Origin of the sequence: Roseateles sp. (assembly GCF_047654805.1) — a bacterium.
In the GTDB taxonomy this organism is placed as follows: Bacteria; Pseudomonadota; Gammaproteobacteria; order Burkholderiales; family Burkholderiaceae_C; genus Pelomonas.
The window spans coordinates 5584418-5598287 of the sequence record NZ_JASGIV010000001.1 but is presented as its reverse complement, the minus strand read 5'-3'; the positions used below and the strand labels follow the sequence as shown (position 1 = coordinate 5598287).

General features: G+C 65.3%; 18 protein-coding genes. 9 read left to right on the top strand and 9 right to left on the bottom strand.

The window, feature by feature from the left end; genetic code table 11:
* Positions 1-3: 3 nt before the first annotated feature.
* Positions 4-615 carry a hypothetical protein gene (locus tag QM732_RS25370; RefSeq protein WP_415658859.1) on the bottom strand — a complete coding sequence of 204 codons (612 nt, stop codon included), beginning with the start codon at positions 613-615 and terminating at the stop codon, positions 4-6.
* 107 nt (positions 616-722) lie between these two features.
* Between QM732_RS25370 and QM732_RS25365 the strand changes: the two genes are divergently transcribed.
* On the top strand, positions 723-1475 hold the full coding sequence (locus QM732_RS25365) for a hypothetical protein (RefSeq protein WP_415658858.1): 753 nt from the start codon (positions 723-725) through the stop codon (positions 1473-1475).
* Between the two features lie 169 nt (positions 1476-1644).
* Here the strand turns inward: QM732_RS25365 and QM732_RS25360 are convergent, their stop codons facing one another.
* The 4 genes from QM732_RS25360 to QM732_RS25345 form a co-directional block, all read right to left on the bottom strand.
* Positions 1645-1968, bottom strand: a complete 324-nt coding sequence (locus tag QM732_RS25360) for a hypothetical protein (RefSeq protein ID WP_415658857.1) — start codon at positions 1966-1968, stop codon at positions 1645-1647.
* Positions 1969-2340: a nuclear transport factor 2 family protein gene (locus tag QM732_RS25355; RefSeq protein WP_415658856.1), complete on the bottom strand. Its 372-nt coding sequence runs from the start codon at positions 2338-2340 to the stop codon at positions 1969-1971. It abuts the gene before it with no gap.
* 56 nt (positions 2341-2396) lie between these two features.
* Positions 2397-3305 carry an alpha/beta fold hydrolase gene (locus QM732_RS25350; RefSeq protein ID WP_415658855.1) on the bottom strand — a complete coding sequence of 303 codons (909 nt, stop codon included), beginning with the start codon at positions 3303-3305 and terminating at the stop codon, positions 2397-2399.
* Positions 3306-3483: 178 nt separating this feature from the next.
* The gene (locus QM732_RS25345; RefSeq protein ID WP_415658854.1) at positions 3484-4071 is read right to left on the bottom strand and encodes a TetR/AcrR family transcriptional regulator; all 588 of its coding nucleotides are present in this window, start codon (positions 4069-4071) and stop codon (positions 3484-3486) included.
* Between the two features lie 152 nt (positions 4072-4223).
* Between QM732_RS25345 and QM732_RS25340 the strand changes: the two genes are divergently transcribed.
* From QM732_RS25340 to QM732_RS25320, 5 genes are all read left to right on the top strand, one after another.
* A complete protein-coding gene (locus QM732_RS25340) occupies positions 4224-5210 on the top strand; it encodes an MDR family oxidoreductase (protein WP_415658853.1) in 987 nt (328 codons plus the stop codon).
* Between the two features lie 108 nt (positions 5211-5318).
* Positions 5319-6176: an alpha/beta fold hydrolase gene (locus QM732_RS25335; protein WP_415658852.1), complete on the top strand. Its 858-nt coding sequence runs from the start codon at positions 5319-5321 to the stop codon at positions 6174-6176.
* Between the two features lie 10 nt (positions 6177-6186).
* Positions 6187-7098, top strand: coding sequence for an enoyl-CoA hydratase/isomerase family protein (locus QM732_RS25330; RefSeq protein WP_415658851.1), 912 nt, complete (start codon positions 6187-6189; stop codon positions 7096-7098).
* Positions 7099-7121: 23 nt separating this feature from the next.
* A complete protein-coding gene (locus QM732_RS25325; RefSeq protein ID WP_415658850.1) occupies positions 7122-7826 on the top strand; it encodes a LuxR C-terminal-related transcriptional regulator in 705 nt (234 codons plus the stop codon).
* A 28-nt stretch (positions 7827-7854) separates the two neighbouring features.
* Complete coding sequence (locus tag QM732_RS25320; RefSeq protein WP_415659437.1) at positions 7855-8661, top strand: SDR family NAD(P)-dependent oxidoreductase; 807 nt, start codon at positions 7855-7857, stop codon at positions 8659-8661.
* An 11-nt stretch (positions 8662-8672) separates the two neighbouring features.
* Here QM732_RS25320 and QM732_RS25315 read toward each other — a convergent pair whose 3' ends face one another.
* Together QM732_RS25315 and QM732_RS25310 are read right to left on the bottom strand one after the other, a co-directional pair.
* A complete protein-coding gene (locus tag QM732_RS25315) occupies positions 8673-8930 on the bottom strand; it encodes a hypothetical protein (protein ID WP_415658849.1) in 258 nt (85 codons plus the stop codon).
* On the bottom strand, positions 8930-9463 hold the full coding sequence (locus tag QM732_RS25310; protein WP_415658848.1) for a hypothetical protein: 534 nt from the start codon (positions 9461-9463) through the stop codon (positions 8930-8932). The genes QM732_RS25315 and QM732_RS25310 overlap by 1 nt, the downstream gene beginning before the upstream one ends.
* Positions 9464-9589: 126 nt before the next feature.
* On the opposite strand from QM732_RS25310, the gene QM732_RS25305 reads away from it, so the two are divergent.
* From QM732_RS25305 to QM732_RS25295, 3 genes are all read left to right on the top strand, one after another.
* A complete protein-coding gene (locus QM732_RS25305; RefSeq protein WP_415658847.1) occupies positions 9590-10420 on the top strand; it encodes a thioesterase family protein in 831 nt (276 codons plus the stop codon).
* A 154-nt stretch (positions 10421-10574) separates the two neighbouring features.
* Entirely contained in the window at positions 10575-10961 is a 387-nt protein-coding gene (locus tag QM732_RS25300) for a hypothetical protein (RefSeq protein ID WP_415658846.1), read from the top strand.
* Between the two features lie 61 nt (positions 10962-11022).
* Positions 11023-11373 carry a hypothetical protein gene (locus tag QM732_RS25295; RefSeq protein ID WP_415658845.1) on the top strand — a complete coding sequence of 117 codons (351 nt, stop codon included), beginning with the start codon at positions 11023-11025 and terminating at the stop codon, positions 11371-11373.
* On the opposite strand, the gene istB is transcribed toward QM732_RS25295, so the two are convergent.
* The gene (istB, locus tag QM732_RS25290) at positions 11351-12115 is read right to left on the bottom strand and encodes an IS21-like element helper ATPase IstB (RefSeq protein ID WP_415656086.1); all 765 of its coding nucleotides are present in this window, start codon (positions 12113-12115) and stop codon (positions 11351-11353) included. The two genes, QM732_RS25295 and istB, sit on opposite strands and share 23 nt — an antisense overlap.
* On the bottom strand, positions 12112-13725 hold the full coding sequence (istA, locus tag QM732_RS25285; RefSeq protein ID WP_415656085.1) for an IS21 family transposase: 1614 nt from the start codon (positions 13723-13725) through the stop codon (positions 12112-12114). The genes istB and istA overlap by 4 nt, the downstream gene beginning before the upstream one ends.
* Positions 13726-13870: the final 145 nt, after the last annotated feature.

The following is a 13870-nucleotide window of genomic DNA, read 5'->3' as shown; positions in this document are numbered from 1 at the left end:
CTTTTACGGCGATTCAACCTTGGGGTACTCATCCGGCACGACCTGCCATACATCTGAGCCACGGTCGTGCCATGTCAGCCGGCCGATCATTACGCCTTCTGAGCTGTAGACCGGAATGTCCGCCTCGCTATAGACGCCCGGCCCCGGCCCGTTGTATCCGCCGATGTGGCTTCGTCCTTCAATGAAACCAAAGTCGCATTCATGGTGCTTCAGCAAGGGTGTCGCGACGTCCAAGAACTGATACCGGATCCCGCCACAGCACAACGCCCGAGGTGCATGGTGGCGGCCCATGCGCCAACGTAGGTATGACTCCACCAACGCCTGAGCGTCTTCAGCGGCGATGCCCGTCGTGTCAAACGGGTACTCGATCGTTCCGCCGGCGCGGACGGCACCATATGCATTCTCGAAGTCACGTAACGGTGCGATGTCTTCAACGATGGTGACCTTGTCGCAGTCCTTGCACCACCCTGGGCGGACAGGTGCCTGCAGCAAGTCACCGCCTTGCAGCTGACTGGCCAAGGGCGCTGCATTGCTGCTCGTCACATAGACAGCTTCTCTTCTTGAGAAATCGAAGCGTTCACCGCAAGCGGTGCAGGCGTAGTAGGTTGGAAGCATTTCTAGGAGCGTGACAGTGCGGCAGGCCTATGCGCTGCAGCTATGACCATGGTTAGCCACAGTACCCGGCGAGCATGGACCGGGTAGATTCATGGAAAACCATAGCGATGGTCGAAGCCATGCAAGGGAAGGTTGATGCAGTCACAAAAAGGCTGCTCCGAGCTGGGACGCTGCTCGAGTATCGGCGCCTGAATTGGCGAGTCGAGACGATGGTGCGCTTGTCTCATGGATTCGCCGAGTTCACTCAAGCAGCTAGGGCGGCGGGTTTCCCGATGCATTCGTCAGTCGGTGTGCACGACGTTCCAAATTGCGGACTCGTGACGCTTTCGTTCGGCTCTCTGCCCACGAATGCGCTCCGTAGGAAACATCTATCGCTCTTCGACGAGCCGGAATACGAGGACCAGCAGATTCTTGAAGGCGGCGGGCAACTCGCCGCGAGCCAGTCCCCTGATGGCCATGTGTTCTTTATCTCGAACCCGAGAAGTTCCGACTGGATGAAGCCGTCGGACGGCGAGTATTTCCTCAGTGGTCCGCTCGATCCTACGGAAATAACGCGGCCACTGATCCGTAAGATGATCCAGAAACATCTGATCGTCCTTCGGATGAGCTCCATGTTTGGCGGCCCCGGTTCGCTGACGCGTTTGGAACGATGTACGTTCTGGTGGATCGTTCTCGGTGACATCCGAAAGAGGCACGCCTTCTATCGCTCATTGGCGACGCTTTCGAACGAGTGGGGCAAAGCAGTTGTCGCGGCGGTGTTTGCAGCCGTCGTTGGCTTCGTCACGGCCAGCCTGGCGCCATCTCCGGTTCCAAAAGCAGCCGAGGCGAAGCAGAGCGCAGCCAGCGCCTCGTCGAGGTAGCAATGGGCGCGTTGACCGCATGGCTGAAAAACCTAGTCGCGCTGGCGAGTTCCGTGAAGGAGGCTATCGGCATCTTGATCGGCCTCGGTGGCTTGGCCGTTCCATACTTCATCGGCCTTCCGTTTTGGGCACTCGTGACCATCGTTGCAGTCAGCGTGGCTGTAACGCCTCAGACCTGGTCGCCAGATACTTCCGAAACTTCGAGCACTTCGCATGCCGGCGATCGGCGTTCAATGCTCGCGCGAACATCTGCCTCATCGATGCCAAGTCGGACCAGGGCGCCGGCCAGACCGGCTTCACGATTCAGCAGCAAGACGCGAAAAGCCTTCAGGGCAACGAGGCGCTTCATCGAGACCGCGCACATCGTCGCGTGAGCGGCCGGATCCGGCGGCACGATGGCTATCGCGCCAGCGGCAATGACCTCCACTTCGGCGCCCCGCGGGAAGAAACGCCCTTCGACCTGCGTGTCCTCGACGAAGCGCATCCAGATCATTTACTCGATCGGGAACATCGCGTTCCGGGTCACCGTCTGGCTCACCGGCACCTCTTCCTGGATCACGTCCCAGTGCTCGACGAACTTGCCGCCGCGCACGCGGAAGATGTCGGCACCGATCATGGTCTTGTCGCCCCAGCCCGTGTAGCGGCCGTGGATCATGACGAACTCGCCCTCTTCGATGACGAGGCCAGGCTCGTACTTGAAGTTGGCGCCAAGGCTCGGGATCATCTTCTTGAAGAACTCCACCCCATTGGGCATCCGCGGGTTGTGCTGGATGTAGCCCGGGTCCCAGTAGCGATCGAGGGCGGTGAGGTCGCGGTTGACGAAAAGTTCCGTCATCGCGGTCCTCACGATGTCTTTGTTCTGCATTGCTGCTCTCCAGTGTTGAGGGGCCGCCTCGCGCGCCCCGTTGTGTGACGGGGATGTCAGGCAGCGTCAGTGCCGAAGACGAAGGCGGCAATCGTTCGGGCCGCCTCCACCGGGTATTGGTGGTGAGGCCCGTGCCCGGCCTGCGGGAAGGTGTGCAGGTGCAGCGTGGGGAGGCTCTGGTTGAGGGCGTACCAGTTCTCGACCGGGAAGATGATGTCGTGGTCCGCGCCGATGTGCAGGATGGGCAGCTTCGTGCGCTTCAGGGCTTCGAGGACCGGGTCTGCAGGGAACAGCGGCGAGCGCGGCTTGTTGCCGAGAGCCGGTGCCGCGAAGTCCAACGGGATCTGTCGGCTCAGCCCAGCGGTGCGCAGCTTCAGGCGCTCGTGCGAGCGCTTTGCAGCGGTGCGGCTCGCCGCTGACGTCGGCTCGTAGAACAGGATGATTTCGTCTTCGAGGTCGTTCTCGGGCTTGAGCGCCGTGTCATAGAAGATCTGTTCGGCGCCCTTGACGTTGGGCCCCGGAGGCGTCGTTCCCAGCAGCACCCCGTGGCTGACGGTCGTGCCGTACTTGGCGATGAACACCTGTGCGGCCATGCCTCCCAGCGACCAGCCGGAGATCACCGCGTCCTTCAGCTGCAGCGCCTGGATCAGGTCGTTCGCGTCATCGGCCAGGCTCGCCGGCGAGTAGCTTGGCGTGCCGCCTTCAGACAGACCCAGACCCGTGTAGTCGAAGGTGACGACCTGGAAGCCTTCGACGACGAGCGCCCCGAGGAACGCCGGGTCCCAAACGTCCATGTTGCCGCGAAAGCGCACGCACAGCACGATGGGCTTGCCTTCGCCGATCGAGCGGTAGGCGAGCTTGCGACCTCCACCCACGGCGATGAACTGGTTGGGCGCGTCGATGACGCGCTGCATGGCTTCGGCCTGCTTGTCTTTGGCCGATTTGTCTTGTGGTGACGGGCTCATCCGATTCCTTCTCTGTCGCTTGCAGCGGGGCGGCGGTCGAGGAGACCGCGCTGCGCCCCTTGGCCCAAGTAGCCTGTGGCAGCGTAGAGAAAGGAGGGGTGGACGCCATGACGCCCTGGGCGAGCCGATGGGCACCGCCAGTAGCCAGGCTTTGGCTACCTCTTTTGGCCAGGGGCGTCTAGCCCTTGTGTTTCGGAGCGAGGACCACGCCGAAGATCATCGCGAGGAAGTCCTTGAACGCTTCCTCGTTCTTGGTGGCTTTGGCTCGCACGAGGGTGCCTTGCCAGGCGTTCAGGACAAACCGACCAAGGGCCTGCGGGTCGGCAGAGGGGTCGATGGTGCCGGCCGCCTGGGCTTCTGCGATGACGCGGCCGATGGCGGTCGACCAGAGATGGAAGTAGCGGGCGAACTCGACCCGCGCGGTCTCGTGGCTGTCGGAAATCTCGGAACTGAGCGAGCCCAGGAAGCAGCCGCTGCGGTAGCCCCGGTCCTTGACGTATTTCCAGTTCGCGCGGAAGTGACGCTTGATGCGCTCCAGCGGTTCGTGCTTCTCGTCGCGAAGCACTTCGATGCCGTGCTGGCTGATGTACAGCTTCAGCGCCTCCAGCGCGAGTTCTTCTTTGTTCGTGAAGTGGTTGTAGAACGATCCCTTGGGGACGCCTGCCGCGTCCGTCAGGTCCTGGACGCTGGCGCCATTGAAGCCGTGCGTCTGGAACACCTCCAGCGCCGCATCCACGAGCTGCTGTCGAACGCTTGGTCTTCCCATGCTCTACCTGACTTTGCCGAATCTTGCTGACGAGGCGCAATTGTGCCCGTGACTTCAATTATGCAGAATATGACCGGTCATCTTAAGATTGGTGATGTCCAAAGCCTGACGGCCTTCGCCGGGCGGACAGCTGTGAAATCACTGGAGCAACCATGGGGACTTTCAAAGGCGTACAGGTCACGCAGGCAGACGGCAAGCTCTCGGCGCAGGTCGCGGAGCTGACGGATGCGGACCTCGATCAGGGCGACGTCACGATCAAGGTGGACTTCTCCACGGTCAACTACAAGGACGGCCTGGCCGTCACCGGCCTGGGCGGCTTCATCAAGCGCTTCCCGATGATTCCCGGCATCGACTTGGCGGGCACCGTCGAAGCCTCATCGCATGCCGGCTTCAAGCCCGGCGACCGCGTCGTCCTGAACGGCTATGAGCTGGGCGTGACGCACCACGGTGGTTTTGCACAGCGTGCGCGCGTGCGCGGCGACTGGCTCGTCAAGCTGCCGGAGAGCATCTCCAACCGGCATGCGGCTGCCATCGGCACTGCGGGCTTCGCGGCCATGCTGAGCGTGCTGGCATTGGAGCGCGGCGGCGTCCGTGGCGGCGACGTGGTCGTGACGGGTGCTGCCGGCGGCGTGGGGTCCGTGGCCATCGCCATCCTGGCCAAGCTGGGCTATCGCGTGTTGGCATCGACGGGCCGCGCTTCCGAGGAGGCCTATCTGCGCTCGCTGGGCGCTGCGGAGATCATCGACCGCGCCACGCTGTCCAGCCCGCCCCAGCGTCCGCTCGGGGCGGAGCGCTGGAACGGTGCGATCGACACTGTCGGCAGCCACACGCTGGTGAACGTGCTCGCGCAGACCAAATACGGCGGCACCGTGGCCGCATGTGGCTTGGCCCAGGGTATGGACCTGACGGGCAACATGGCGCCCTTCATCCTGCGCGGCGTCACCCTGAACGGCATCGACACCGTCAATGCGCCCATGGAGATCCGTCAGCGGGCCTGGGCGCGCCTGGCCACCGACCTGGACCCCGCCCTGCTGGACAGCATGGCCACCGTCATCGGGCTGGGCGATGCCGCAGGCCGTGCGGTGCAGGTGTTGAAGGGCGCTGTGCGTGGTCGCACGCTGGTCGACGTGAACGCCTGAGGCGTTCGGCAGGACAAGGCGGCATCGGACTCATTGCGATGGGGTCAATGTCGCCGCATTGAATATGACCGGTCAGCTCTGGCCGAGTCGGTGGAACCAGGAGACGACATGACGACGAAACTCGGGCAGCTCAATGCCCCCAATCTCACCATCGAAGGCAGCAACGGTGTCCGGTATGCGTACCGGCGCTTCGGCAAGGCCGACGGCACGGCGCTGCCGTTGATCTTCTTTGTCCACTACCGCGCGAACCTGGACAACTGGGACCCGGTGCTGGTGGACGCCGTTGCCGAGCAGCGCGAGGTCATCCTCATGGACAACGTGGGTGTGGGTGGTTCCAGCGGAGTCACGCCCAACAGCGTTCAGGAGATGGCTTATGGCGCCATGGCCTTCGTCGATGCCCTCAAGATCGAGCGCTGCGACCTGTTCGGCTTTTCGCTGGGCGGCTTCATTGCCCAGGAGTACGCGCTGATGCGCCCCCACCAAGTCCGGCGCATGGTGCTGGCCGGCACGGGGCCGCAAGGCGGCCAGGACATGCATGTGTTCGTGCCCGAGGTGCTGAAGGTTGCGCTGGCCGAGAAGATCGACGCGGAAGGGGCGCTGACCATCTTCTTCGAGAAGAGTGCCAGCAGTCGGGCCAAGGGCATCGAGTTCGTGCGCCGGCTGCAGGCGCGGCAGGCGGACCGGGACGTGCCAGTCAGCCTCGCGACGCGTGATGCCCACCTGACGGCGATCTCCACCTGGGGCATCCCTGACCCGACGAAGCTGGCGCGCCTGGCAGCCATCAAGCAGCCCACGCTCGTGGCCAATGGGGACAACGACATCATGGTGCCGACGGTCAACACTCATCTGCTGGCACGCCACATCCCCAACTCGACGCTGAGCATCTACCCGGACGCCGGACACGCCTTCCTGTTCCAGTGCCCCGAGCGGTTTGCTGCCGAGGTCAACGCCTTTCTCGGGCAGTGAGGAGAAGCACATGAAGTTCCCCACCCAACTCCTCGCGGCCGTGGCCATCGCGCTGGCTCTCGTGCCGGCCCAGACCGTCTTGGCGCAGGCTGAGGCGCCTGCTGCGACCGCCATGATCACCGTCGAGACCGTGTCGCCCAAGGTGCGCAAGGTCGTCTTCGCAAACCCGCCCGTCAACCTCATCGTGCCCGAGACCGTGTCGCGGTTGCACGAAGTGGTGAAGTCCTTGAGTGACGACCCGGCCGTCCAGGTCGTCATCTTCACCAGCAGCACACCACGTTTCTTCTACAACCACTTCGACCTGCGCCAGGCGGCGAAGTTCCCTAACGTGCCCGGCGACGACTCCACGCCCGCCTGGGTGGATCTCGTGGTGCGCCTGTCCAAGGCGCCGTTCATCAGCATCGGTGCGATCCGCGGTCGAACCCGTGGCGGTGGCAACGAACTGAGCCTGGCCATGGACTTGCGGTACGCCAGCCGTGAGCAGGCCTTCTTCGCGCAGCCCGAGGTGGGCACGGGCATCCTGCCGGGCGGCGGCGGCTCCGAGCGCCTGCCGCGCCTGATCGGCCGCGATCGCGCGCTGGAAGCCATCCTGAGTGCTCAGGACTACGACGCCGACACGGCAGAGCGCTACGGTTGGGTCACGCGGGCCGTGCCGGATGCCGAGTTGGATCGCCTTGTGGACGCCGTCGCGGCACGCCTGGCTTCCTTTGACAAGGAGGCCCTGGTGGCAGCCAAGGCCCAAGTCAACCGGGCGACGCTGCCGCCGGAAGCCGATCTGCGTGCGGCCTATGGCGAGTACAGCCGCTCGTTGGCCTGGCAGGGCTTCCGTGCGCGCATGCCCAAGCTCGGCAAGTTCGTGGCCGAGAAGGGGTTGGACGTCGAGCTTCAGCTCGGCGACTACCTGGGCAAGGTCGGTCCCTGAGGCACCGCACGCCTGGCATCGAGATGAAAGCCGCCCGTCCTTTCACCGAGCCGCTGACCGCCACGGGCGCGCCCCGGCGTGAGCCAGCAGTTGCCACGCCGCTGACGCCTGCCTCCCGGCGAGTCGCCCGCACGCCGCGGGTGCTCGTCGTGCACGAAGACCCGCTGCTGGCGCTGGGGGCGTTCTCGGCCCTCATGAGCGCACCCGACGTGCGCGCCTTCCTTGACGGCAGCGACGCCTTCGCTTGCAGCAGCGAGGCCATCGACGTCGTCGTCGCGGATCTCGCGCACGGGCTCGGTCTCGCGACCACGCCCAAGGTGCAGCGCGGCACCGCGCTTCGCGACGCCCGTGTCCTCGTGCTGGAGTCGGCCGCCCGGGAGCACAACGTGCGTAAGGCCTTCGGCGCCGGCGTCTTTGGCTACGCGTTGAGCAGTGCCGGCCTCGCGGAGCTCAGCGAGGCCGTGGCCATGGTCTCGAGAGGCGCGCGCTACGTCAGCCCGGCACTGGCCGGGCAGGTGGCCGAGAGCCTGATGCGCGAAGCGCTCAGTCCCCGGGAGGCGGAGGTGCTGGCGCTGATCGCCGAAGGCCATTGCAACAAGGTCATCGCCCGGCAGCTTGGCATCACGGTGGGCACCGTCAAGGTCCATGTGAAGGCCATCATGAGCAAGCTGGACGCGACCTCACGAACCCACGCGCTGAGCATCGCCATCGAGCGAGGCTTGGCTTGACCGGGAATCCCACCCGAATCCACAGGAGCTGCCCATGCCTACACAACTCAAGACCGCGGTCGTGACCGGTGCCTCGTCCGGCATCGGTGCCGTCTACGCCGACCGCCTGGCCGCACGCGGCTACAACCTCATCCTCGTGGCGCGCCGCGCCGACCGGCTCGCCGCGCTGGCGCAACGACTGTCAGAGGTCCATGGCATCGCGGTCAACACCATGACCGCAGACCTGGAGAAAGAGGCTGACCTCGCGCGCGTCGAGGCTATCTTGGCCCATGATGAACGCATCCGCGTCCTAGTCAACAACGCGGGGGTGTCCAAGGTGCGCCCGCTTTCCAAGACGGCAGTAGGCGACTCGCTATCGCAGATCGCGCTGAACGTCGTGGCGCTGACCCGCCTGACCCACGCCGCGCTGCCGGCCTTCCTGTCGCGCAACGAGGGCGCCATCATCAACATCGCTTCGGTCCTGGCCATCCAGTACCTGCCGGTGAGCGCCGTCTACAGCGGCACCAAAGCCTATGTGTTGGCCTTCACCCGGGGCCTGCAGAACGAAGTGGCCAAGACTGGCGTGAAAGTGCAGCTCGTGCTGCCTGGCGTCACGGCCACCGAAATCTGGACCGAGGGCGTGTCGGGTGTGCCGCTGGCGATGCTGAACAAGGACACGGTGATGACGGCCGAGGACATGGTGGACGCGGCGCTGGCTGGGTTCGACCAAGGCGAGTTGGTCACTTGGCCGTCTGTTGCCGACGGGGACCTGTGGACGAAGTTCGACGCCGCGCGGGCCGAACTTTTCGCGGCGACTGAAACCGGGCGCCCGGCACCGCGCTACCTGAAGCCCTGAGAGGCAATGCGTCAGAACTGGATGGCCTTGACCGCCGCTTCGGGGTAGTAGCGCAGGTAGATCTTGCGCAGCGTCCCGTCCCGGCGGGCACGGTTGACCATGGCCTCGATCAACTCCAGGTCGGCCGCGACCAGGTTGCGGCGGGACAGGTAGACGCCGATGTCGACCTCGGGGCCGTCGCGCAACAGCGTGGCGGCAAAGGCATCGTCCTTGTTGAGCAGGCCCGTGGGCTCCCCCAGCGGACCGGTGGCTGCATTGGCATACGGCATCAGCGTGAACGAGGCGCGCCAGCTTTGAGCATGCGCACCATAGCGCCGTAGTCGGACACTAGGTCCAGCCGGCCTTGCGCGCCCAGCGCTTCCAGCGTTCGGCCATAGGTATCGCCTAGCCAGATGCCGCGCATGAAGACGCCTCGCAGCCGCACGTCGGCCATGAGCTGGTCCAACCGCTCTGGGATCGCGACGCCGCGCGGCGCGAACACCGCCAGAGGCTGCCGGCCGACCGACAGGAAGACGTTGCCCGAGTCCCTTTCGGGGCGGCGCACGGCGGGGAAGAAGATGTCGCCGACGTGGTCGTTGAAGAAGTCCCTTTCTGCCCGGGCTCGGGGCAACTGCGGGAAGACGAACTCGCATCCCAACGCGGCGCCCAGCTCGCGCAGCAGGTCAGGAAAGACACCGCGAACCACGGAGCCATCGACCATCACCAGGCGGCCCTGCAACGCCCCTGGAACGACGATGGTGCGTGTACAGCCGGAATGCGCCGCGCCAGCGGCCAGGAGCAGCGCGGCGGCTGCAAGTTTCATGACGAGGCGACGTGCGCCCATATGGCACCCCACAGACAAGCTCCCTGCTCAGGCTTTGGGCAGCGAGCGTTGTGGTGCGTCGCTGGCCTGCGCATAATATGACCGGTCGTCTTAAGCATGGCAACCATGAGCACTCTCCGGCACCCCTTGAATCCAGAGACGCTGCCTGTGGCGGCCTATGAAGCGCTCGCCGGCGGCAGGCTGGAGGCGACGATCCTGACCCGGGGGCCGTGGTCGGCGGAGCACCAGCATGCGGGGCCGCCCATCGCCATGGTGTGCCGGGCGCTGGAGGCGCAGGCCGCTCAGCACGACCTGGGCCACATCGCGCGGCTCACCGCCAATCTGCTGCGGCCCGTGCCCATTGGAGAGATGGAGATCGAAGTCACGACGGACTACGCCGGCCGCAATGCTGCCCACTATTCGGCCCGACTGATCGCGCAGGGCAAGGAGGTCGCCCGTTTCACGGCGCTGGCTCAGCGCGAGGTGGAACTCAGCTTGCCTGAGCAGATGCAAGGGCACCCGCTGCCGCAGGCGCCCAAGGCCCCGGGTGATTGCGCGGCCGAGCGCATGCCAGCCCGCAGCGAAATCAATGGCTATGCGGATCTTGTGGAGACGCGCGTCGCGCAAGGCCGCATGTTCCATGGCGCCTCGGCCGTGTGGTTCCGGTTGCGCCGTCCGCTGATCCAGGACGAGGCGCCTGGCCCGTACCAGCGCGTTGCCGTCGCGGCCGACTCGGGCAACGGCATCTCGGCCCTGCTGGACATCGATCGCTACAGCTTCGTCAACTCAGACCTGACGATCAACCTGCTGCGTCGACCCGTTGGCGAGTGGATCTGCATCGACGCGCGAACGCTGCTGGCGCCCAACGGCTGTGGCCTGGCGGAATCGCAACTCTTCGACGAGCTGGGCCTCATCGGGCGCGCCACGCAAAGCCTGGCCGTGCGCAGTCGCGAGTAGCCAGCCGGGGCTGCCACCAGCGAGGCAGCTCGAACCTAGACCAAAGAGGTAGAGGCGACGGCGCTGCAGGGCATGAAATCAGACGTCCACGCAGTCCGCCCCAAGGGTGGGTTGCGCCCGGAAATCCGATGAACTCAAACCCTCGAGACCTGCCATGCAAACCCGCCTCAAACTCGCGTCCCTACTCCTCCTCGCCGCAACCTTCGCCCACGCGCAGCAGCCCTCATTCCAAGGCACCTGGACCGGCCAGGCCGTCAGCGGCACGGGCTCTCAGGTTCGCGTCGTGCTGACCATCGCCGGCAACGGCGGCAAGCTGCGCCTGTCGCCCTCGGTCAACTACGTCACCACCGACCAGTGCCACGATCGCGACATCCCCGTGGTCGTTGAAGCCCAGACCGAATCCGAGCTGACCTTTGCCATCCAAGGCGAAAAGGTGCTGCACGGCTGCATCAACGAATCTGCGACGCTGAAGGTCGTGGACGCGAAGACGCTGAAGGGGACGCTGAAGGACGGCCGCTCCATGACGCTTGTCCGCAAGTAAGGGCAGTCGGGCTTCGGACCAGGCTCACTTGGTGAGCCTGGTCCAAGACACCATGGGGAGCATGACGGAAGCTCTCGACCGTGGCCGGTCGCCACGATTGGCCCGCGCTGATAACGGCATCTTGTCCCGGGTGCCCGGTCAGTACATCGCAAAGGCCAGCAAATCCCTGCCAGATCCGGCCTGTGCGCTCGACGACGAGATGTGCGTTGAGATCGACGCAGCACGGGTTGGGCGTGTGCGCCTGACGTTCAAGAAGCAGCGCTACGGCAGGCCACTGGGCAATACCTCGTATTTCTCCTGGCTCTGCCGCCATGCCGAGCCTGCCCCGATGGCCACCCCAAACTGCTCCACTCGTGGCCACCCAAACTGCTCCGGGCAGGACGAGGGAATTATGTGGGGTCTGAGGTCATGACCAGGCGCGCGGACGCCTCCTTCAGCCGGTAGCTCTTGCCCTCGAACTCGAGCATCGCGCAGCGATGCATGAGGCGGTCCAGGATGGTTGTGGCCATGGTGGCGTCGCCAAGGTAGCGGCCCCAGTCCTGGACGATCCGGTTGGACGTGATGACGATGGAGCGGCGCAGCTTGTAGCGCTGATGGACCAGCGTCTGCAGCAGCTCCGCGGCGTGCTCGCCAATCTTGCGGGCCAGGAACAGATCGTCCAACAGCAGCAGATCCGCTGCCACCCAGCCCTTGAGCAGCCGGGCGCGTTCGTCGGGCTCCGCGAGAGCGTGGCGGGCCATGACCGCGTCGGCTTCGACGTAGGCAACGTCGTAGCCCTGCAAGGTAGCCTGGTAGGCCACCGCCTTTGCGATGTGGCTCTTGCCCGTGCCGGGCTTGCCGACCAGCAGCGCGTTGTTGCCTTCGGCAATGAACTTCAAGCTGTGCAGCTCGAAGCAGGCGCCGCGCGGCAGCTTCGGGTTGAAGCGCCAGTCGAAGTCCGCCAGCGACAGCTTCTCGTCCAGGCCGGAGAGCTTGAAGCGGCGTGCCATGAGGCGGCTGCGGCGACGGTCCAGCTCGTCCTGCAGCAGTGCGGTCAGTGTGTCCAAGAACGGCTCCTGCGCGGCCTGGGCCTGCATGACGCGGGTTTGCAGAGTCTGGGCCATGCCCGACAGGCGCAGCTTGCGCAGCGTGTTCTCGATGTCTTGCGTGTTCATGCGAGGAGGTCTCCTTGATTGGCGGCGGCGGATTTGGCGAACAGCTCGCCGTACTCGTGAGGACTGCGGATGAGGGCGTGCGACTGCGTGGGTAGTCCGTCGCAGGCGTCTGCGTTGGGCGCCATTTGCTCCAGACGCTTCAGTGCCAGCGCCACCCGCTGCTCTGTGACGAGCTTGACGTGGCGATAGCTGTAGACGCCGTCGTCCAGCGCCTGGGCGCACGCGGCGTTGACGAGCTGCCGTGGATGACGCTCGGCCAGGTGCACGATGCCCCACAGCTTGCGCTGGCCGACGCGGCCCTCGATGCTGAACAGCAGCTGGCACAGCCGCTCGGCATCGGCGCCAATGGCCTGGGCTTGGGCGAGGATCTGACGCGTCTGTCGAGAGGGATTGAAGACCCGCTCGTCGTTTGGCAGCACCACCGTGCCGGGGCGCTCGGCCTTCGTGTGCGTGCGAAGCAGCGCCTGGGTCTTGAGATCGCGGATCTCCAGGCGCCGCTCGAAGATGCGCACCAACACCTTGGTGCCAATGGCCGCGGGACGCGCGGCGTAGCTGCTGTGGGCCACCTGGATGCAGCCGTCGTCGCAGACGGTGCGCTGCTCGTCGCGGAAGTACTGCATCGGGAGCGGCGGCAACGGCTGCAGATGCGCCCGCTCCTCCTCGAACATCGCCTGCACCTGGCGGCGCTCCGCGCCGTGGATGCGTGGCGCCGCCCACTTCGTCTCCCAGTGCTCCAGGTACTCGTTCTGCGCCTCCAAGGTCTGGAAGCGCTTGCCTTTCAAGGCCGTGCCTTGGGTGTGACCGATCGCGTTCTCGACGGTACCTTTGCGGTTGGGGTCACGCACCCGAGCCGGGTCTGCCACCACCTCGTAGTGCGCCAGCGTGGCGGCGTACACGGCATTGAGTTCGGGCTCGTACAAGTCAGGCTTGATCACGCCTTCCTTGAGGTTGTCCAGCACCACGTAGCGGCATGAGCCGCCGAAGTACCGCCAGGCCTGCTCGTGCAGCTCGGCCCAGACCTGCTGGCTCGACACCCACACCACACGCCGATAGCTGCGCCGCGAGTAGCGCAGCGTCGCCACGAACAGCCGCGGCTTGCGGTAGCGGTTCGTGCCCGGCACGAGCGTGGGCGCGCCCTCGCCGTAGTCGACCTGCATCTCCTCGCCCGGTGCGAAGCTCAGTCGGTCGAACTGCTCAGGAGCGTGCACCCGCAATCGAGCGACGAAGCGCTTGACGGAGTTGTACCGGCCGGCAAAGCCGTGTTCGTCCACCAACTCCTGGTAGATGGCCACGGCGTTGCGGCCTAGGCGCAGCTGCGCTTCGACAAAGGTGCGATGGGGCTCGCACAGCGACGCCGCCGAGGTTGCGCCCTGTGGCAAAGCCGGTGGCCGGGGTGGAGCAGTTTGACTGGGTGAGCCAGCCTCAGAGCCGGTGGCCACCCCGGGGCAGTTTGATTCCTGGGGCGGATCCGCTTGCGCCGCGAAGCGCTTGGCGTAGTCGCGGATCGTGTGGCGGGAGATGCCGGTTCGGCGCTCGATCTCGCGCTGGCTGTTGCCCGCGCGCAGGAGCGTCCAGATCGTGGTTTGTAGATGCGGCTTCAAGACGTTCACCTCGTGAATCCCCCTCTGTCGAGGGGCGGGAAGTTACGTCCTGCCTTCGTCAGGGCTGAGGCGCCTGACCGACCGTGCTCAGCGGGTCAATTCACCCCGGCCGGGTGGAGCAGTTTGAGTGGCCATAAGTGGGGCACTTTGGGTG

Excerpts from the sequence above, each read along its gene's own strand:
- QM732_RS25370 (WP_415658859.1), bottom strand. The coding sequence starts at position 615 with ATGCTTCCAACCTACTACGCCTGCACCGCTTGCGGTGAACGCTTCGAT.
- QM732_RS25365 (WP_415658858.1), top strand. The coding sequence starts at position 723 with ATGGTCGAAGCCATGCAAGGGAAGGTTGATGCAGTCACAAAAAGGCTG.
- QM732_RS25360 (WP_415658857.1), bottom strand. The coding sequence starts at position 1,968 with ATGATCTGGATGCGCTTCGTCGAGGACACGCAGGTCGAAGGGCGTTTC.
- QM732_RS25355 (WP_415658856.1), bottom strand. The coding sequence starts at position 2,340 with ATGCAGAACAAAGACATCGTGAGGACCGCGATGACGGAACTTTTCGTC.
- QM732_RS25350 (WP_415658855.1), bottom strand. The coding sequence starts at position 3,305 with ATGAGCCCGTCACCACAAGACAAATCGGCCAAAGACAAGCAGGCCGAA.
- QM732_RS25345 (WP_415658854.1), bottom strand. The coding sequence starts at position 4,071 with ATGGGAAGACCAAGCGTTCGACAGCAGCTCGTGGATGCGGCGCTGGAG.
- QM732_RS25340 (WP_415658853.1), top strand. The coding sequence starts at position 4,224 with ATGGGGACTTTCAAAGGCGTACAGGTCACGCAGGCAGACGGCAAGCTC.
- QM732_RS25335 (WP_415658852.1), top strand. The coding sequence starts at position 5,319 with ATGACGACGAAACTCGGGCAGCTCAATGCCCCCAATCTCACCATCGAA.
- QM732_RS25330 (WP_415658851.1), top strand. The coding sequence starts at position 6,187 with ATGAAGTTCCCCACCCAACTCCTCGCGGCCGTGGCCATCGCGCTGGCT.
- QM732_RS25325 (WP_415658850.1), top strand. The coding sequence starts at position 7,122 with ATGAAAGCCGCCCGTCCTTTCACCGAGCCGCTGACCGCCACGGGCGCG.
- QM732_RS25315 (WP_415658849.1), bottom strand. The coding sequence starts at position 8,930 with ATGCCGTATGCCAATGCAGCCACCGGTCCGCTGGGGGAGCCCACGGGC.
- QM732_RS25310 (WP_415658848.1), bottom strand. The coding sequence starts at position 9,463 with ATGAAACTTGCAGCCGCCGCGCTGCTCCTGGCCGCTGGCGCGGCGCAT.
- QM732_RS25305 (WP_415658847.1), top strand. The coding sequence starts at position 9,590 with ATGAGCACTCTCCGGCACCCCTTGAATCCAGAGACGCTGCCTGTGGCG.
- QM732_RS25300 (WP_415658846.1), top strand. The coding sequence starts at position 10,575 with ATGCAAACCCGCCTCAAACTCGCGTCCCTACTCCTCCTCGCCGCAACC.
- QM732_RS25295 (WP_415658845.1), top strand. The coding sequence starts at position 11,023 with ATGACGGAAGCTCTCGACCGTGGCCGGTCGCCACGATTGGCCCGCGCT.
- istB (WP_415656086.1), bottom strand. The coding sequence starts at position 12,115 with ATGAACACGCAAGACATCGAGAACACGCTGCGCAAGCTGCGCCTGTCG.